The organism is Amycolatopsis sp. PSD-21, assembly GCF_055561455.1.
On sequence record NZ_CM145712.1, the window covers coordinates 6,432,238 to 6,450,961 of the forward strand.

The 18,724-nt window shown below is 70.1% G+C and carries 13 protein-coding genes; 3 read left to right on the forward strand and 10 right to left on the reverse strand.

Features of this window, described 5'->3' with window-relative positions; translation table 11 throughout:
- Positions 1-114: 114 nt before the first annotated feature.
- A complete protein-coding gene (locus ACZ1DY_RS30015) occupies positions 115-1,623 on the reverse strand; it encodes a glutamate synthase subunit beta (RefSeq protein ID WP_465481666.1) in 1,509 nt (502 codons plus the stop codon).
- The gene (gene gltB, locus ACZ1DY_RS30020; protein WP_465481667.1) at positions 1,616-6,184 is read right to left on the reverse strand and encodes a glutamate synthase large subunit; all 4,569 of its coding nucleotides are present in this window, start codon (positions 6,182-6,184) and stop codon (positions 1,616-1,618) included. Before gltB ends, ACZ1DY_RS30015 begins: the two co-directional genes overlap by 8 nt.
- Positions 6,185-6,511: 327 nt before the next feature.
- On the opposite strand from gltB, the gene ACZ1DY_RS30025 reads away from it, so the two are divergent.
- Both ACZ1DY_RS30025 and ACZ1DY_RS30030 read left to right on the forward strand, forming a co-directional pair.
- Positions 6,512-7,297 carry an SDR family oxidoreductase gene (locus ACZ1DY_RS30025; protein ID WP_257485400.1) on the forward strand — a complete coding sequence of 262 codons (786 nt, stop codon included), beginning with the start codon at positions 6,512-6,514 and terminating at the stop codon, positions 7,295-7,297.
- A gap of 12 nt (positions 7,298-7,309) precedes the next feature.
- Positions 7,310-8,374, forward strand: coding sequence for an NAD(P)H-dependent amine dehydrogenase family protein (locus ACZ1DY_RS30030; protein ID WP_465481668.1), 1,065 nt, complete (start codon positions 7,310-7,312; stop codon positions 8,372-8,374).
- A 275-nt stretch (positions 8,375-8,649) separates the two neighbouring features.
- Here ACZ1DY_RS30030 and lgt read toward each other — a convergent pair whose 3' ends face one another.
- Genes lgt through ACZ1DY_RS30045 form a run of 3 tightly spaced genes read right to left on the reverse strand, consistent with a single transcriptional unit; the run spans position 8,650 to position 12,019 of the window.
- Positions 8,650-9,681 (reverse strand): prolipoprotein diacylglyceryl transferase, encoded by a 1,032-nt coding sequence (gene lgt / locus ACZ1DY_RS30035; RefSeq protein WP_465481669.1) that lies wholly within the window; start codon positions 9,679-9,681, stop codon positions 8,650-8,652.
- A 29-nt stretch (positions 9,682-9,710) separates the two neighbouring features.
- On the reverse strand, positions 9,711-10,880 hold the full coding sequence (locus tag ACZ1DY_RS30040) for a M20 metallopeptidase family protein (protein ID WP_126733700.1): 1,170 nt from the start codon (positions 10,878-10,880) through the stop codon (positions 9,711-9,713).
- Positions 10,877-12,019, reverse strand: a complete 1,143-nt coding sequence (locus tag ACZ1DY_RS30045) for an amidohydrolase family protein (RefSeq protein WP_465481670.1) — start codon at positions 12,017-12,019, stop codon at positions 10,877-10,879. Before ACZ1DY_RS30045 ends, ACZ1DY_RS30040 begins: the two co-directional genes overlap by 4 nt.
- A 96-nt stretch (positions 12,020-12,115) precedes the next feature.
- Between ACZ1DY_RS30045 and ACZ1DY_RS30050 the strand changes: the two genes are divergently transcribed.
- Positions 12,116-13,489: a glutamine synthetase family protein gene (locus tag ACZ1DY_RS30050; protein WP_465481671.1), complete on the forward strand. Its 1,374-nt coding sequence runs from the start codon at positions 12,116-12,118 to the stop codon at positions 13,487-13,489.
- Positions 13,490-13,579: 90 nt separating this feature from the next.
- On the opposite strand, the gene trpA is transcribed toward ACZ1DY_RS30050, so the two are convergent.
- The 5 genes from trpA to ACZ1DY_RS30075 all read right to left on the reverse strand — a co-directional run bounded on the left by trpA (position 13,580) and on the right by ACZ1DY_RS30075 (position 18,708).
- Complete coding sequence (trpA, locus tag ACZ1DY_RS30055) at positions 13,580-14,371, reverse strand: tryptophan synthase subunit alpha (protein ID WP_378443638.1); 792 nt, start codon at positions 14,369-14,371, stop codon at positions 13,580-13,582.
- Positions 14,368-15,597, reverse strand: a complete 1,230-nt coding sequence (trpB, locus tag ACZ1DY_RS30060; RefSeq protein WP_192741165.1) for a tryptophan synthase subunit beta — start codon at positions 15,595-15,597, stop codon at positions 14,368-14,370. Before trpB ends, trpA begins: the two co-directional genes overlap by 4 nt.
- A complete protein-coding gene (gene trpC / locus ACZ1DY_RS30065; protein ID WP_465418766.1) occupies positions 15,594-16,403 on the reverse strand; it encodes an indole-3-glycerol phosphate synthase TrpC in 810 nt (269 codons plus the stop codon). Before trpC ends, trpB begins: the two co-directional genes overlap by 4 nt.
- 192 nt (positions 16,404-16,595) lie before the next feature.
- A complete protein-coding gene (locus ACZ1DY_RS30070) occupies positions 16,596-17,153 on the reverse strand; it encodes a Trp biosynthesis-associated membrane protein (protein WP_465481672.1) in 558 nt (185 codons plus the stop codon).
- Positions 17,146-18,708, reverse strand: a complete 1,563-nt coding sequence (locus ACZ1DY_RS30075) for an anthranilate synthase component I (RefSeq protein ID WP_257485392.1) — start codon at positions 18,706-18,708, stop codon at positions 17,146-17,148. The genes ACZ1DY_RS30070 and ACZ1DY_RS30075 overlap by 8 nt, the downstream gene beginning before the upstream one ends.
- Positions 18,709-18,724 lie beyond the last annotated feature (16 nt).

The following is an 18,724-nucleotide window of genomic DNA, read 5'->3' on the forward strand; positions in this document are numbered from 1 at the left end:
AAGTCCGTGCGGGCCTCCACCGGCCCGCCCATGTCGCGAAAGCCACTTTCGGGACATCAGGTGTCCCGAAAGTGGCTTTCGCGACGCTCTGCCGGTCGCGTCGCCCCCGGAGTGTCAGACCACCGCGAGCGGCAGCGCCGTCGGGTGCACCGGAGCGGGCAGGTCCGAAGCACCGGTCAGGTACGCGTCCACCGCGCTCGCCACCGAGCGTCCCTCGGCGATCGCCCACACCACCAGCGAAGCCCCGCGGTGCGCGTCGCCGCAGACGAACACGCCGGGTGAGGACGTCTGCCAGTCCGCGCCGCACGAGAGCGTGCCGCGTTTGGTCAGCGAAAGGCCGAGACCGTCCAGCAGCGGCATGTGCTCGACACCCTCGAACCCGATCGCGAGCAGCACGAGGTCGGCGGGCAGTTCCTCGACCTCGTCGTTGATCGAGGTCACCATGCGCTTGCCCGTCTCCGGGTCCTTGACCACGCGGACCTGCCGGAGTTCGACGGCACGCACGTTGCCTTCGTCGTCACCGATGAACCGGGTGACCGCGACGGCGAACTTGCGCTCGCCCGCCTCTTCGTGCGCGGGGTAGGTGCGCAGAATGTACGGCCAGGTCGGCCACGGCGACCGCTCGTCGTCCCTTGTGGACGGTGGCGTCGGGTACTGGTCCAGCTGGGTCACCGAAAGCGCGCCCTGACGGGTCGCGGTGCCGTACGAGTCGGCCCCGGTGTCACCGCCGCCGATGATGACCACGTGCTTGCCCGCCGCGTCGACCGCCGACGGGCCGTCGCCCTCGACGTACTTGTTGGCCGGGACCAGATGTTCCATCGCCAGGTGGATCCCGGCCAGCTCGCGACCAGGTGTCGTCGTGTCGTCGCGGCCGCGCAGCGCGCCCACGGCGAGGACCACCGCGTCGTAGCCCGCCCGCAGTTCCTCGACGGTCAGGTCGACGCCGACCTCGCAGCCGGTGACGAACTTCGTGCCCTCCTTGCGGAGTTGCGCGAGCCGCCGGTCGAGGACCTTCTTCTCCATCTTGAACTCGGGGATGCCGTACCGCAGCAGGCCGCCGAGCCGGTCGTCCCGTTCGTAGACGGTCACTTCGTGGCCGGCGCGGGTCAGCTGCTGCGCGGCCGCGAGCCCGGCGGGGCCGGAGCCGACGACCGCGACCCGCTGCCCCGACGACACGGCCGAAATCTGCGGCTGCACGTAGCCCGCTTCCCACGACTGGTCCGCGATGGTCTGCTCGACCTGCTTGATCGCCACCGGGCCACCGGACAGCGGCGAGACCGACAGGACGCAGCCCGCCTCGCACGGCGCGGGGCACAGCTTCCCGGTGAACTCGGGGAAGTTGTTGGTGGCGTGGAGCCGGTCGCTCGCCGCGGCCCAGTCGCCGCGGCGCACGAGGTCGTTCCACTCCGGGATCAGGTTGCCCAGCGGGCAGCCGGAACCACTGGAATGGCAGAACGGGATGCCGCAGTCCATGCACCGCGAAGCCTGCTTGCGCACCTGCTCGTTGCGCTCGGCCGGCTCCACGTCGGCGTACACCTCGCCCCAGGTGGCGAGACGCTCTTCTTTGGACTTCTTCTTCGGCTCTTCGCGTTCGTACTTCAGGAAACCCGTCGGATCAGCCACGAGCGGCCTCCATGATCGCTTCGTCGACGTCGCGGCCCGCGGCACGCGCCGCCTTCGCCGCGTCAAGGACACGCTGGTAGTCGCGGGGCATCACCTTGGTGAACGCCGCCGAGCGACGCGGCCAGTCGCCGAGCAGCGACGCGGCCACGGCCGAACGTGTGAGGTCGTAGTGCTTCTGCACGGTCTTCTTGAGCCAGGCGAGATCCTCGGACGACGGCGTCTGGAGGTTCACCATCTCCTCGTTGACCTTGCCGCGGTCCAGGTCGAGCACGTAGGCCTCGCCGCCGGACATCCCCGCCGCGAGGTTGCGCCCGGTCGGGCCGAGCACCACGGCCTGCCCACCGGTCATGTACTCGAAGGCGTGGTCGCCGACCCCCTCGGCGACGACCACGGCGCCGGAGTTGCGTACGCAGAATCGTTCGCCGACCTGGCCGCGCAGGAACATCTCGCCGCCGGTGGCGCCGTAAGCGAGCGTGTTCCCGGCGATGGTCTGGCCTTCCGCCGCGAACTTCGCGTCCGGATGCGGGCGCACGATGATCCGCCCGCCCGAAAGACCCTTGCCGACGTAGTCGTTCGCGTCGCCGACCATGTCGAGCGTGATGCCGCGCGGCAGGAACGCGCCGAGCGACTGCCCGGCGGAACCGGTCAGCAGCACGTGGATCGTGTCCTCGGGCAGGCCCTCGCCGCCGTAGCGGCGGGTGATCTCGGAGCCGAGCAGCGTGCCGACGGTCCGGTTCACGTTCCGCACCGGCAGCTCCAGCCTCACCGGATGCGCGTCCTCCAGCGCCGCCTCGGCGAGCTGGATCAGCGTCCGGTCGAGCGCGTGCTCCAGGCCGTGGTCCTGCGTGCGCGTGCGCCGCTTCGCCCCGCCGTACGGGGTCTCCGTCGGCATCTCGAAGATCGGCGCGAGGTCGAGACCGGAGGCCTTCCAGTGCTCGACCGCCTCGTCGGTGTTCAGCATCTCGGCGTGCCCGATGGCCTCGTCGAGGGTGCGGAAACCGAGCGCCGCCAACGTTTCCCGGACCTCTTCGGCGACGAACCGGAAGTAGTTCACGACGTGGTCGGCCTGGCCGGTGTACCGCTTGCGCAGATCCGGGCTCTGGGTCGCGACACCGACCGGGCAGGTGTCGAGGTGGCAGACGCGCATCATGACGCAGCCCTCGACGATCAGCGGCGCGGTCGCGAAGCCGTACTCCTCCGCGCCGAGCAGCGCGGCGATGACGACGTCCTTGCCGGTCTTCATCGCGCCGTCGACCTGCACGGTGATCCGGTCGCGCAAACCGTTGAGCAGCAACGTCTGCTGCGTCTCGGCGAGCCCGATCTCCCACGGGGTGCCCGCGTGCTTGAGCGAGTTCATCGGGGAGGCGCCGGTGCCGCCGTCGTGGCCGGAGATCAGCACGACGTCGGCGTGCGCCTTGGACACGCCCGCCGCGACCGTGCCGACGCCGAGCGAGGACACCAGCTTCACGTGGATGCGGGCGTTCTCGTTGGCGTTCTTGAGGTCGTGGATCAGCTGGGCCAGATCCTCGATCGAGTAGATGTCGTGGTGCGGCGGCGGCGAGATCAGCCCGACGCCCGGCGTCGAGTGCCGCGTGCGGGCGATCCACGGGTACACCTTGTTCGGCGGCAGCTGCCCGCCTTCGCCCGGCTTCGCGCCCTGCGCCATTTTGATCTGGATGTCGTCGGCGTTGACCAGGTACTCGCTCGTGACGCCGAACCGGCCGCTCGCGACCTGCTTGATCGCGCTACGGCGCGCCGGGTCGTAGAGCCGCTCGGGGTCTTCCCCGCCCTCACCGGTGTTCGACCGGCCGCCGATGCGGTTCATCGCGATGGCGAGCGTTTCGTGCGCCTCGGCCGAAATCGAGCCGTAGGACATCGCGCCGGTGTTGAAGCGCTTGAAGATCGCCTCGACGGGCTCGACCTCGTCCAGCGGGACGGGCTCGCGCGCGCCCTCGCGGAAGGAGAACAGCCCCCGCAGCGCACCACCCTGCCGGTACAGGCGGTGCACCTCGTCGGAGTACTTCTTGTACACCTCTTCCCGGCCGGTCTTCGTCGCGTGCTGCAACAGGAAGACGGTCTCCGGGGTGAACAGGTGCAGTTCGCCCTCGCGGCGGTACGCGTACTCACCGCCGGTCTCGAGTCCACGGTGGACCCGATCGGTCGGGTTGTCCGGGTACGCCCGGCGGTGGCGCGTGGCGACCTCTTCGGCGAGCACGCTCAGCCCGACGCCGCCGAGCTTCGACGACGTCCCGGTGAAGTACTCGTCGAGCAGATCCTGGCTCAACCCGAAGGATTCGAATACCTGCGCCGCGGTGTACGCACCGACGGTCGAAATGCCCATCTTCGACATGATCTTCAGGACGCCCTTCACGAGCGCCTTGACGTAGTTGCGGATCGCGGTGGCGGGCTCGATCCCGGTGATGCCGCCGGTCGAGATCATGTCTTCGATGGTCTCGAAGGCCAGGTACGGGTTCACCGCCGCGGCGCCGTAGCCGAGCAGCAGCGCGATGTGGTGGACCTCGCGGGCGTCGCCGGTCTCGACGACGAGCGCGACCCGCAGCCTTTCCTTGGTGCGCACCAGATGGTGGTGCACCGCGGAGACGAGCAGCAGCGACGGGATCGGCGCCATCCGGTGGTCGGAGTCGCGATCGGACAGGACCAGCGTGCGCGCGCCCGCCTCGATCGCCTCGGAGGCCTCGCGCCGGACCCGCTCGATCGCGGACGCCAGCGCGTCGGCGCCACCGTCCACTTCGTACAGTCCGGAAAGGACACTGCACGCGAAGCCGGGAAGGTCGCCGTCGTCGTTGATGTGGATCAGCTTGGCGAGCTCGTCGTTGTCGATCACCGGATACGGCAGCTGCACGTGACGGCAGGAGGCCGGGCCGGGGGCGAGCAGGTTGCGCTCGGGCCCCATGATCCGGCTCATCGAGGTGACGAGCTCTTCGCGGATCGCGTCCAGCGGCGGGTTGGTGACCTGCGCGAAGTTCTGCTTGAAGTAGTCGTAGAGCAGCCGTGAACGCTGCGACAGCACCGCGGGCGGGGTGTCGGAACCCATCGAGCCGATCGGCTCGGCGGCCTTGAGCGCCATCGGCGCGAGGAGGATCTTCAGCTCTTCTTCGGTGTAGCCGAAGGAAAGCTGGCGCCGCAGCACGGAATCGTGACTCTGCACGATGTGATCGCGGTCCGGGAGGTCGGCGATCTGCAGGAGACCGGCGTGCAGCCAGCCCTCGTACGGGAGTTCCTTGGCCAGCTCCGACTTGACCTCTTCGTCGTCGACGATCCGGCCCGCTTCGGTGTCCACCAGGAACATGCGGCCGGGTTTGAGGCGGCCCTTGGCCACGACGTCCGCGGGGGCGACGTCGAGCACGCCCGCCTCACTGGCCAGGACGACACGGTCGTCCGCCGTCCGCCACCAGCGGGCGGGGCGCAGGCCGTTGCGGTCGAGGACGGCGCCGACGAGGGTGCCGTCGGTGAAGGTGACGCAGGCCGGGCCGTCCCACGGCTCCATGAGGCTGGCGTGGAACTGGTAGAACGCACGGCGCTGGGCGTTCATCCCGGTGTGGTTCTCCCACGCTTCGGGGATCATCATCAGCACCGCGTGCGGCAGCGACCGGCCGCCGAGGTGCAGCAGCTCCAGCACCTCGTCGAAGGAGGCGGAGTCCGACGCGTCGGCCGAGCAGATCGGGTACAGGCGGGTCAGGTCGCCGGGGATGAGATCCGATTCGAGCAGCGCCTCACGGGCGCGCATGCGGTTGCGGTTGCCCCGGATGGTGTTGATCTCGCCGTTGTGCGCGACGAACCGGAACGGGTGCGCCAGCGGCCACGACGGGAAGGTGTTGGTGGAGAACCGGGAGTGCACGAGCGCGATGGCGCTGGTGAGCCGGGTGTCGGTCAGGTCGGCGAAGAAGAGCGGGAGCTGCTCGGGGGTCAGCATTCCCTTGTAGACGATGGTGCGCGAGGACAGCGACGGGAAATAGGTGCCGCAGCCCGCGGTCACGCTCTCGTTCTCGACGCGCTTGCGAAGGCAGAAGGCCAGGCGGTCCAGTTCGAGCCCGGCGGGACATCGCCCGTCGGCCTCGGCGCCCGCGACGAACAGCATCGCGAAATGCGGCATCACCGAACGTGCCGTCGGGCCGATGTCGGCGCGATCGGCGTCGACCGGGACCTCACGCCAGCCGAGGACGTCGAGGCCCTCTTCGCCGGCGATCCGCTCGATCAGGGCGATGGCCTTGTTCCGCTCCTCGAGGTCCGAGGGCAGGAAACCGATACCGGTCGCGTAGGTCTGGTGACCGTCGGCGTCCGCCTGGGGCAGCGTGAAGTCCACTTCGGCCCGCAGCAGCTCGTCCGGGAGCTGCAGCAGGATGCCCGCGCCGTCACCGCTGGTCGGCTCGGCGCCGGCGGCACCGCGGTGGTCGAGGTTCGTCAGCGCGGACAGGCCGTCGGTGACGATTCCGTGCGAACGCCGCCCGCGGACGTCGGCCACCATGGCCACACCGCAGGAGTCCTGTTCGGATTCGGGATCGTAGAGACCCTGTTTGCCTGGAATGGCGGAGAAGATCATGAAGGGACCTCCTTCGTCGTCTGTGCTCAGCGGCCGGGCGGGGCCGGCCGGGGGAATGCGCACGGGACGACGATGGCCCGTTCGTTAGCGCGACTTTAACACCTGTGAAACACGTCGGCATCAGTTCGGCGGACGCGAAAGCCCGCGGATGGGTAACGATCTGGACGCCCGGAACGACACAGTTCCTGATGAGGTCACAGTAGTTCGTTCCGCTAAGTATATGTCCCGTTCCGGGATGTCACGAGACGCGGTGAGGCGACCCTAGTCACTCCCGGCCCCTCGCGCGAGCCCGGGACACCGGAAATAGAACGTGTTACAGTTTCGCGTATGATCCTGGACCGTTTCCGGCTCACCGACCAGGTCGCCGTGGTCACCGGCGCCGGACGCGGGATCGGCGCGGCGACGGCCGTGGCGCTCGCCGAGGCCGGTGCCGACGTGGTGATCTCGTCCCGCACCGAAACCCAGCTCGACGAAGTGGCGGCCCTGGTCGCCGCCACCGGCCGACGAGCGCACGTGGTGCCCGCCGACCTGAGCGACCCGGCCGCCGCGGGCGAGCTGGCGCGGGTCGCGACGGCGGAGTTCGGACGGCTGGACCTGGTGGTCAACAACGTCGGCGGCACCTATCCCCGGCCGCTGCTGGAAACCACCGCCGATTTCCTCGAAGAAGCCTTTCGTTTCAACGTCTCCACCGCGCACGCGCTGACCGTCGCGGCGGCCCCGTCGTTGCTGGCGACGGGCGGATCGGTCGTCAACATCTCGTCGGTCATGGGCCGCGTGACCGGCCGTGGCTTCGCCGCGTACGGGACGGCGAAGGCCGCGCTGGCGCACTACACCCGGCTCGCGGCGGCCGATCTCGCGCCGAAGGTGCGGGTGAACGCGATCTCGGTCGGCTCGGTGGCGACCTCCGCGCTCGAAGTGGTGGTGGGCAACGACGAACTGCGCGGCCGGATGGAGGCCGCCACTCCCCTGCGCCGGATCGGCGAGGCCGAGGACATCGCGGCCACCGTCGTGTTCCTGGCGTCGGGCGCCGGCCGGTACGTCACCGGCAAGATCATCGAAGTCGACGGTGGCTTGCAGGCTCCGAACCTGGAACTTGGTCTGCCCGATCTGTAGGAGGCGAACGCAGTGCGCGTGGTCCAGTGGAGTACCGGGAACGTCGGCCGCCACGCGCTGGCCGGGATCGACGCCCGCCCCGATCTCGAACTCGCCGGGGTCTGGGTTTCGAGCGAGGCCAAGGCGGGTGTGGACGCCGGGGAACTGGCCGGGCTCGGACGGCCGTTAGGCGTCGCCGCGACGACAGACGCGGACGCCCTCATCGCGCTGAAGCCGGACTGCGTGCTCTACACGGCGATGGCCGACGACCGGCTGCCCGAGGCGGTCGAAGATCTGAAACGCTTCCTGCGCGCGGGGATCAACGTGGTGTCCAGCAGCCCCGTGTTCCTCCAGTACCCCGAAGGTGTCGTCCCGCCGGAGATGATCGAGCCGATCCGGGAGGCCGCCCGCGAAGGCGGCGCTTCGCTGTGGGTCAACGGTGTCGACCCCGGCTTCGCCAACGACTGGCTGCCGCTGGTGCTCACCGGCGTGTGCGAACGGATCGACGAGGTGCGCTGCCTGGAGATCCTCGACTATTCGACATACGACAACGGCAAGGTCCTGTTCGACATCATGGGCTTCGGCCGGGAGATGGACGATCTGCCGCTGCTGCTGCAGCCCGGCGTGCTGTCGCTCGCCTGGGGCAGTGTCGTGCGGCAGCTCGCGGCCGGGCTGGACGTCGAACTCGACGCCGTCGAGGAGGTCTACGAACGGCTCCCGGCTCCCGAAACGTTCGAGATCGCTTCGGGAACGATCAAAGAGGGCACGGCGGCGGCGCTGCGGTTCGAGGTGCGCGGCCTGCGCGGCGGGCGGGCGGTGTGCGTGCTGGAGCACATCACGCGCCTGCGCGGCGACCTCGGGCCGGACTGGCCGCAGCCGACCGGGCAAGGCTGCTACCGCGTCCAGGTGACCGGGGAGCCGAACTACGTGCTGGACCTGCGCCTGGTCGGCACCGACGGCGACCACAACACGGCCGGCCTGAAGGCGACCGCGATGCGGCTGGTGAACGCGATCCCGGCGGTGGTGGCGGCTCCGCCCGGGCTGCTGACGGCGCTGGACCTGCCTTTGGTGACTGGCCGGGGCCTGGTCTCGCCCTGACCGCGCCTTCCCGTGACTGCGTGGACGACACGCGTGATCAGACGGACGACACGCGTGCTTGGACGGACGACACGGGCCGCGGCCAGGTTCTCTCGCGTGCCGTCCACCTGATCACGCGTGTCGTCCGTCTGGACACATGTGTCGTCCGTCTGGACACATGTGTCGTCCGTCTGGGCACGCGATTCACCGCGGCGGGTCCCGGATGCCGGAAGTACGTGAAGGCCCCCTTCATTGCGTCTAGCGCAATGAAGGGGGCCTTCACGTACTGAAGAGCGTTACTTCTCCGCGTCGGGCTTCGGGTCCTCGGTCGCCTTGTCCGCGGCCGAGTCCCGGACGGTGTCCGGAGCCGCCGCCACGTCCGCGTGCGTCTCATCGGCGGGCTCGGCGGAGTCGCCGGAGTCCTCCCGCGGCACGTCCTTGCTCCACAAGGTTTCCGGCGCTTCCCGCGGCCCACGCTTGGCGGCGAGGACGAAATACACGATCGCCGCGACGAACAGCAGGATCGAGGTCCACACGTTGACCCGCAGGCCGAGGATGTGGTTCGCGGTGTCGGTCCGCATCATCTCGATCCAGAACCGGCCCGCGGTGTACCCGGCGACGTACAGCGCGAACACGCGGCCGTGGCCGAGGCGGAACTTCTTGTCCGCCCAGATGATCAGCAGCGCGACACCGAGGTTCCAGAGCAGCTCGTAGAGGAACGTCGGGTGCACCGGGCTGTCCGGCAGCGGGACGTGCCCGAGCGCGACGCCGTTCAGGAAGTCGTCCGGGTTGGTCGGGTTGTAGCGCTGGTAGATCTCCAGGCCCCACGGCAGGTCGGTGTGCGCGCCGTAGAGCTCCTGGTTGAAGTAGTTGCCGATCCGCCCGATCGCCTGCGCGATCACGATCCCCGGCGCGAGCGCGTCGGCCATCGCGGGCAGCGGGATCCCCCGGCGGCGGCAGGCGATCAGCGCGCCGACGGCGCCGAGCGCGATGGCACCCCAGATCCCGAGGCCGCCGTCCCAGATCTTCAGCGCGTTGAGCGGGTTCTTGCCCTCGCCGAAGTACAGCTGGTTGTCGGTGATGACGTGGTACAACCGCCCGCCGACCAGGCCGAACGGCACCGCGAAGACGGCGACGTCGATGACCGTGCCCTTCGTGCCGCCGCGGTTCACCCAGCGCCGCTCGCCCAGCCAGATCGCCACGATGATGCCGGCGATGATGCAGAGCGCGTAGGCCCGGATCGGGACCGGCCCGATATGCCAGACGCCCTGGTCGGGACTGGGGATGGTCGCGAGGAACGCTGCCGAGGCGGTATTCACGTCGGCCACCGTAGCGCTTCGCCGGCTTCTTGGGGGCGTCAGCCCTCGACGGCGGCCAAATAGCCCGCGATCAGCGCCGACGCGACGTGCCCGATGGCCGCGTCGGGCGGCAGGAACACTTCGTCGTGCAGGCTGGGCGCGCCCGCCGTGTCGCCGAGGCCGACGAACATCATCAGCCCGCGGGTCATCCCGCAGTAGTGCGCGAAGTCGTCGGCGCCGAACGACCGGAAGTCGGTGTCCACGCCCGCCCCCGACCGGACGAGCCGCCGGTGCGCGCGCTGGGTGAGCCCGGCGTCGTTGTGCAGCACCGGTTCGCACGGGCTGATCTCCAGTTCCGCCCGGCAGCCGTGCGCCTTCGCGGTGCCGTGGACGACCTCGGCGAGCCCCTCCAGGGCGAGGTCGCGGTCGTCGGCGCGCATCAGCCGCAGCGAGCCCGACAGGCGGGCCTCGTTCGGGACGACGTTCGCCGTCGTCCCGGCTTCGATCCGCCCGACCGAGCAGACCGCGCCGAACACCGGGTCGACCCGGCGGCTCGCGAGCTGCTGCAGGCTCACCACGATCTGGCTGAGCGCGAGGATCGGGTCCCGCAGCAGATGCGGGTAGCCGGCGTGCCCGCCCTGGCCGCGGACGACGACGTCGAATTCGTCGGTGGAGGCGTTGACCGGTCCCGGCACCGCCGACACCACGCCCGCCGCGAGCCTGGGCTGGACGTGCGCGCCGATGACCGACTCGACGCCGTACTCGGTGAGCACGCCCGACTCGACGATGTCCAGCGCGCCGGAGGGCGACGTCTCCTCACGCGGCTGCAGGAGTGCGAGCAGCGGCCGGGGCACGCCGACCACGGCGGCCGCGCGGCAGGTGGCGACGAGCGCGGCCATGTGCACGTCGTGCCCGCACGCGTGCATCAGCGACGTCTCCGAGGCCCACGGGATCCCGGTGCGTTCGGCGACCGGCAGCGCGTCCAGTTCGGTGCGAAGCGCCACGGCCGGTCCCGCCGCGGTGCCCGGCAGCAGCACGGCACGCCCGGTCTTGGCGACCGGGACCCCTTCGTCGATGCCCAGCGCCTCGACGAGGACCCGCGCGGTGTCCTCCTCGTCCCCCGACGCGCGCGGATCGGCGTGCACCCGGTGCCGCAGTTCGATCGCGGACGGCAGCTCCGCCTCGACGGCGGCCTCCCACCGGTCCTGCAGTTCGTCCAGTTCCGTCATGTCCCCTCCAGCCCGTACACCCGTTCGGCGTTGCGGTGTCCCACCAGCGCCGCTATCCGATGCGCGTCCACTTCGGACAGTACGTCCGCAGTGAGTCCCGCGTACAGGAAGTCGGACAGTCCTTGCCGGAACAGCGCGGTGCCGAGGTGGTACAGCTCGGCGAGCCCGAACGCGTCCGTGGAGAACAGCAGCTTCCCGAAGGGCACGATCTCCATTGTCTCCGCGATGATCGCCGGCGCACGATGACCGGCGTTGTGCGTCGCGAGTCCCACGTCGACGAACACGTGCTCGAACACCTGCGCCAGATACGCGGCGTTCCGGTGGAAGGGATAGTTGTGCAGCAGCATGATCGGCACCCCGTGTGACCGGGTGGCCCGCAGCAGCCCGGTGAGCAGCAGCGGATCGCAGCGATGCAGATCGACATCGGAGTCGCCGAAACCGACGTGGAACTGGATCGGCAGGGCCAGGTCGATCCCGGTCCAGATCAGGAACCGGTGCAGCACCTCGTCCGCGAGCCGGACCGGTTCGCCCGCCTCGATCCGCGCGAGCCAGCGGCCCGCCGCTTCGGTGACCTCGCTGTCCGTCGGCCGCTCTCCCGCAAGGTCGAGGCCGACCCGGTAGGCGGCGATGGACTTGAACCCGACCGCGGTCGTCGCGCGTCTCGCCAGTTCCGCCACGAACGCCGTCGCGAATCCGGCCGCGGTGGTGGATCCGATCACCGCTTCGGCGACCTGTTCGAGCCGGACGATGTCCCGCGCGCGGGCGCCGGAGAGGGCCGCGAACTGCTCGGTCGTGGTCAGCGTGTCCGGCAGGAAGCCGCCGTCGAGCAGGAATTCGGTCGTGCCGGTGCCGCGCAGGAACCGCGCGTTGACCTCGGTGGCGCCCAGTTCGGCACGACGGGCCAGATAGACCTCGGCCGGGACGTGCGGCGGCAGGTCGAGCACCGGGGCGCAGCGGGCGCGGACCGCGAGCCCGATCAGCGAGTCGAACAGGGTCGTGCCCAGCGACGAGACGGTGTCGGCCTCGGTGAGCAGCTGTTCGAACTCGATCCGGCCCAGATCACCGGTGACGACGCCGTGGCAGTGGTGATCCACCAGCCTCGTCCGGGCGACGAACGGCAGGATCGGGGTTGCCGGCATGGGCGCGTCCCTTCTCGTGATCGACGAGTGCGGCCTCACCCTATGACCGGATCCGGGCGTGGCAAGGGCCTCCGATCGCGGCCAGGATGAGGAACCATGGTGAACCGGGAAGCACTGACCGCCCGCGCGACCGCCCTCACCGGGGAGCTCCGGGCCCGTGGTGTCGAGCTCGTCGCGCTGACCTTCGTGGACAACGCCGGGATCGCGCGGGTCAAGGCGGTGCCGCTGCGGAAACTGCCGTCCGCGGCCGCGTGGGGTGTCGGCGCTTCGAAATCCTTCGATTTCTTCGGCTCGGACGACGTCATCACCGGCGGCGAGCATTCCCTGGGCCCGGTCGGTGACCTCCGGCTCCATCCGGACCTCGACGCGCTGACCGTGCTCGCCGGGCAACCCGGCTGGGCCTGGGCACCGGTGACGAAACTCGACCAGGAGGGCGAGCCGCATCCACAGGATCCGCGTGCCCTGCTGGCGACCGCGGTGGACCGGCTCGCCGCCCGGGGACTGCGGGCACGGATGAGCTTCGAAATCGAATGGGTGATCACCGATGCCGGCGCCCCGGACGATCCGACCTCGGCCACCGCGGGCCCGGCGTACGGCTACGCGAGGCTTTCCGAGCACGCGGACTATCTCCGCGCCCTGGTGTCCACTTTGGACCAACAAGGGCTCGGAGTCGAGCAGATCCATCCCGAGTACGCCGACGGTCAGTTCGAGCTGTCGGTCGCCGTAGCCGACCCTGTGCGCGCGGCCGACGTCGCCGTCCTGACGAAGGAGACGATCCGCGCGCTCAGCCACCGGCACGGGCTGAAGGCGTCCTTCACCCCGAAGTTCGCGCCCGCCGGCGTCGGCAACGGCGGGCATGTGCACCTGAGCGTCTGGGACGGCAGCCGGAACCTTTTCTCCGGTGGGGAAAGGGTTTTCGGACTGACGCCTGCCGCCGAGTCGTTCAGCGCGGGAATCCTGCGGCGGCTGCCCGCGCTGCTCGCTATCGGGGCTCCGTCGGTCGTCAGCTATCTGCGGCTGGAGCCGCACCACTGGGCGGGCGTGTACGGCGGGTGGGGACTGGAGAACCGGGAGACGCCGCTGCGGCTGGTGCGCGGCGTCGCCGGGAACCGGGACTCGGCGGCGAACCTCGAGGTCAAATGCTTCGACCTGACCGCGAATCCGTATCTGCTGGCGGCCGCCCTGCTGTTCGCCGGGATGGCCGGAACCGACGAGGGAGCGACCCTTCCGGTGCCGCTCGACGTCGACCCCGGGACCTTGACCGAGGAGGAGCGCGCCGCTCGCGGGATCGAGCGGCTGCCCCAGCGGCTGGAGGAGGCCGTCGCCGCGTTCGAGGCGGACAAGGATCTCGCGGCCGCGTTCGGCGCTCCGCTGGCGACGACGATCGTGGACGTGCGGCGGGCGGAGATCGAGCGGTTCGCGCACGCGACCCCGGAGGAGATCACCGCGGCGCAGCGGTGGCGGCACTGAGCCTGTAGCTCCGGTGAGCGGCCGGTCCAGTGGGTCGTGAGTGGCGATTCGGGTTAGAACCCGAATCGCCACTCACGACCAGCGTGAGGATCAAGCGGGGGCGACGGTCTTCCGCACACCGGCGGCTAGTTCGGCCGAAAGCTCGCGCACCGCGTCCAGTCCGCTCGCGGCGGCGGTCACCAGCGCGGAACCGACGATGACGCCGTCCGCGAATCCGGCGACCTGCGCCGCCTGCTCGCCGGAACGGACGCCGAGACCGACGCCGATCGGCAGGTCCGTATGCGCGCGGGTCCGCGCGACCAGGTCCTCGGCGTGCACGCCGACCTGGTCACGGGCGCCGGTCACGCCCATCACCGCGGTGGCGTACACGAAGCCCGAGGCGGCCTCGACGGTCTTCGCGATCCGCTCCTCCGAGGAGGACGGCGCGACCAGGAAGATCCGGTCCAGACCATGCTGCTCGGAGGCGGCCATCCACTCGTCGGCCTCGTCCGGGATCAGGTCCGGCGTGATCATGCCGAGCCCGCCCGCGGCGGCGAGGTCCCGCGCGAAGCGGTCGACGCCGTAGCGGTGCACCGGGTTCCAGTACGTCATCACGACGGCCTTGCCGCCGCGCGACGACACCGACTCGACGACCTCGAACAGGTGCTTGAGCTTGAAACCGCCGGAAAGCGCGCTCACCGACGCGGCCTGGATGGTCGGGCCGTCCATGACCGGGTCCGAGTAGGGCACGCCCACCTCGACCAGGTCGGCGCCGCCGTCGACCACCGCGGCCAGCAGGTCCTTCGACCCGTCGACCGTCGGGAAGCCCGCCGGGAGGTACCCGATCAGGGCGCCACGCCCCTCCGCGCGCGTCGCCGCGAAGAGGTCACTCAACCCGCTCATGCGTTCTCCACCAGGCCGAAGTACTTCGCGGCCGTGTCCATGTCCTTGTCACCACGACCGGACAGGTTCACGATGATCAGCCCCTCGGGACCGAGTTCGCGGCCCAGCACCAGCGCGCCCGCCAGCGCGTGCGCCGACTCGATCGCCGGGATGATGCCCTCGGTGCGCGAAAGCAGCTTGAACGCGTCCATCGCCTCGGCGTCGGTCACCGGCCGGTACTCGGCGCGGCCGCTGTCCTTGAGCCACGAGTGCTCCGGGCCGACGCCCGGGTAGTCGAGGCCCGCGGAGATCGAGTGCGACTCGACGGTCTGGCCGTCCTCGTCCTGCAGCAGGTACGTCATCGCGCCGTGCAGGTTGCCCGGCGTGCCCTTGGTCAGCGTGGCGCCGTGGCGGTTGCCCTCGATGCCCTCACCTCCCGGCTCGAGACCGACGAGCCGGACGTCCGGGTCGTCGATGAAGCCGTGGAAGATGCCGATCGCGTTCGACCCGCCGCCGACGCAGGCCGCGACGGCGTCCGGCAGGCGTCCGGCCTGCTCCAGGATCTGGACGCGGGCCTCCTCGCCGATGATCTTGTGGAAGTTCCGCACCATCATCGGGAACGGGTACGGGCCCGCCGCCGTGCCGAACAGGTAGTGCGTCGTGTCGGCGTTGGTGACCCAGTCGCGCAGTGCCTCGTTGATGGCGTCCTTGAGCGTGCGCGAACCGGTCTTCACCGGGACGACCTCGGCGCCGAGCAGCTTCATGCGGGCGACGTTCAGCGCCTGCCGCTCGGTGTCGACCTCGCCCATGTAGACGATGCATTCCAGGTCCAGCAGCGCGCAGGCGGTGGCGGTGGCCACGCCGTGCTGACCGGCACCGGTCTCGGCGATGACCCGCTTCTTGCCCATCCGCTTGGTGAGCAACGCCTGGCCCAGCACATTGTTGATCTTGTGCGAACCGGTGTGGTTCAGATCCTCGCGCTTGAGGAAGATCCGGGCGCCGCCGGCGTGCTCACCGAAGCGCTTGGCCTCGGTGAGCAGCGACGGACGGCCGGCGTAGTCGCGCAGGAGACGCCGGAACTCGTTGACGAAGTCCGGGTCGTTCCGCGCCTTGTCGTACTCGGCCGCGACCTCGTCGACGACGCCGATCAGGGCCTCGGGCATGAACCGTCCGCCGTACGGGCCGTAGTAGCCCCGGTCGTCCGGATCGTGCTTGCCGTGGGGTTCTTCGTGGTACTCCGTGGTCATCGAGAAGGCCTCGGGCAGGCAGGGTGCGATCCGGCGGTGACGAGCTTGACCAGCGCGCCCTTCGGGTCACCCGAAGCGACGAGCCCTTCGCCCACGAGGACGGCGTCGGCGCCGTGACCCGCGTAGGACATCAGGTCGCCGGGGCCGCGCACACCGGACTCGGCGATCTTGAAGACGTCCATCGGCAGGCCGGGGGCCAGCCGCGAGAAGACGTCCCGGTCGACCTCGAGGGTGTGCAGGTTGCGGGCGTTGACGCCGATCACCTTCGCGCCGGCTTCGAGGGCCCTGTCGGCCTCTTCGGCGTTGTGGATCTCGACCAGCGCGGTCATCCCGAGGGATTCGACCCGGTCCAGCAACGCGATCAGGGCGTTCTGCTCCAGGGCCGCCACGATCAGCAGGACCATGTCCGCGCCGTGCAGCCGCGCCTCGTGGACCTGGTACGGGCTGACGATGAAGTCCTTGCGCAGCACCGGGATGTCGACCGCCGCGCGGACCGCGTCGAGGTCGGCGAGGGAACCGCCGAACCGGCGCTGCTCGGTCAGCACGCTGATCACCCTGGCGCCGCCGTCGGCGTAGTCCTTCGCCAGCGCGGCCGGGTCCGGGATCTCGGCCAGATCGCCCTTGGACGGGCTGCGCCGCTTCACCTCGGCGATGACGCCGATACCGGACTCGCGCAGGGCCGCGAGCACGTCACGTGGGGGCGCGACCTGGGTCGCGCGCTTCTTCAGTTCGTCGAACGGCAGAACCGCCTCGCGCTCGGCGAGATCGGCACGGACGCCGGCGACGATGTCTTCGAGCACGCTCACCGGAGTCCCTCACCGGCCGTCGTACTCACTGATTCCTTCGCAAGGTCGCTCACAAAAACCTTCCCCTTCCCGCCGAAACGATGCTAACCCCCGCACGGATACGGCCTGGTTCCGGGTATGTCCGTTACTCCGAATGCCAACCGTGTCATCTTTCGCGGCGTAGATCTCGGAAACGCGCGTTTTCCGCGGCCATCACCGGGTCGCGGTGGGATCTTCACCTTCGGACAGCGCCTCCCACAGCTCGGTCTCCGGATCCTTGGCGGCCTTCTTCTTCGCCCCCGGCGCCGAGTACTTCGCGCCGAGGCGAGGCATCCGGCCCGCGCCCTTGATGGCTGCCAACCCGCCCGCCGTCACGAGAATTCCCCCGAGGATCGCGAGACCGCGGGCTCCCAGCATTTGAGCCACGGGCAAACCGTCGGCGAAGCCGCTGAACGAGCCGCCCGCCACGCCGATCCACACGGCGGCGATACCGGCCACGGCGAGTACCACGCCGAGCACCCGGCGTGGCCAGCCGCCGGTGGCGATCAGCCCCGCCGTGCCGGCGAGCGCCAGCAACGCGAGCGGAATCAGCGCGACCGCACGTTGTGAACCGGTTTCCGTGTACAGCACCGTGCCGCGCACGCCGCCGTCGCGGAACTCCGCGAACCAGACGAGCTGCGAAGAACCCCACAGCGCGACCGCGCCCAGCAGGAGGCCCACCACGGCGATCCACAGTGGACGCTTGGCCTTCTTCGCCGGGGCGTCAGACACGAGTGCTGTCACCCGCCGGGTCGAGCTCGTCCGCGGCGATCATCGTCTGCGCCGCCGCGACGGCGGAGAGCACGGTGCGGGCCTTGTTGAGCGACTCGTTGTCCTCGTAGTCGGCCACCGAATCCGCGACGACTCCCCCGCCGGCCTGGACGTACGCGGTGCCGTCCTTCATCAGCGCGGTGCGGATCGCGATCGCGGTGTCGGCGTCCCCGGCGAAGTCGAGGTAGCCGACGACACCGCCGTAGAGCGCCCTGCGGGTCGGCTCCAGTTCCTCGATCAGCTGCATCGCGCGGACCTTCGGCGCGCCGGAGAGCGTCCCCGCCGGGAAACAGGCGGTGACGGCGTCGAAAGCCGTCTTGTCGTCGAGGAGTTCGCCGGTGACCGTCGAGACGATGTGCATGACGTGGCTGTAGCGCTCGACGTCGAAGAAGTCGACGACGCGCACGGTGCCGGGTTTGCAGACCTTGCCGAGATCGTTGCGGCCGAGGTCGACGAGCATCAGGTGCTCGGCGCGTTCCTTCTCGTCCGCCAGCAGGTCCTTGGCCAGCTGCGCGTCCTCCTCCGGGTCGGCGCCGCGCCAGCGGGTGCCCGCGATCGGATGCGTGGTCGCGCGGCCGTCCCGCACGGTGACCAGCGACTCCGGGCTGGACCCGACGATGTCGAAACCGTCCAGGCGCAGCAGGTACATGTACGGGCTCGGATTGGACGTGCGCAGCACGCGGTAGACGTCCAGCGCGTCGGCCTGCGTCTCGATCTCGAAGCGTTGCGACGGCACGATTTGGAACGCTTCGCCCGCCTTGATCGCCTCGACCGCCTTCTCGACGGCCGCGTGGAAGTCCGGCTTGGAGCGGCGGCGGGTGAACTCGGGCGCCGGCCGGTCGAAGACGGCGGCCGTGGCCGGGGCCGCGACGTGCAGCTGCTTGGTCATCGCGTTCAAGCGCGCGACGGCGTCGTCGTACGCGGCGTCGACACGCTCGGCCGAGTCGTCCCAGTTGACCGCGTTGGCGATCAGCGTGACGGTGCCCTCGTGATGGTCGAAGGCGGCCAGGTCGGTCGCCAGGAGCATGGTGAGCTCGGGGATGTCGAGGTCGCGCTCGGCGAGTTCGGGGAGCCGTTCGAGCCAGCGGACGGCGTCGTAGCCGATGTAGCCGACCATGCCGCCGGTGAGCGGCGGCATTCCGGGCAGCTGCTCGGTGTGGAGCGTGGCGACGGTCTCGCGCAGCACGGTGAGCGGGTCGCCTTCGGTCGGCAGGCCGACCGGCGGGGTGCCGGTCCAGACCGCCTCGCCGTCACGCACGGTCAGCGCGGCGGGGCTGTCGACGCCGATGAACGACCATCGGCTCCACGACGCGCCGTTCTCCGCCGATTCGAAGAGGAACGTCCCCGGCCGGTCGGCGGCGAGCTTGCGGTAGACCCCGATGGGGGTCTCGCCGTCGGCGAGCACGCGGCGGACAACGGGGATGACGCGACGGCCCTCGGCGAGCGCGCGGAACTCGTCGCGCGAAGGGCTGACCGAGCCGAGCCCCGACGGGCTGGCGTTAGCGGCGCTGACCATGCCGCTCATTGTGCTG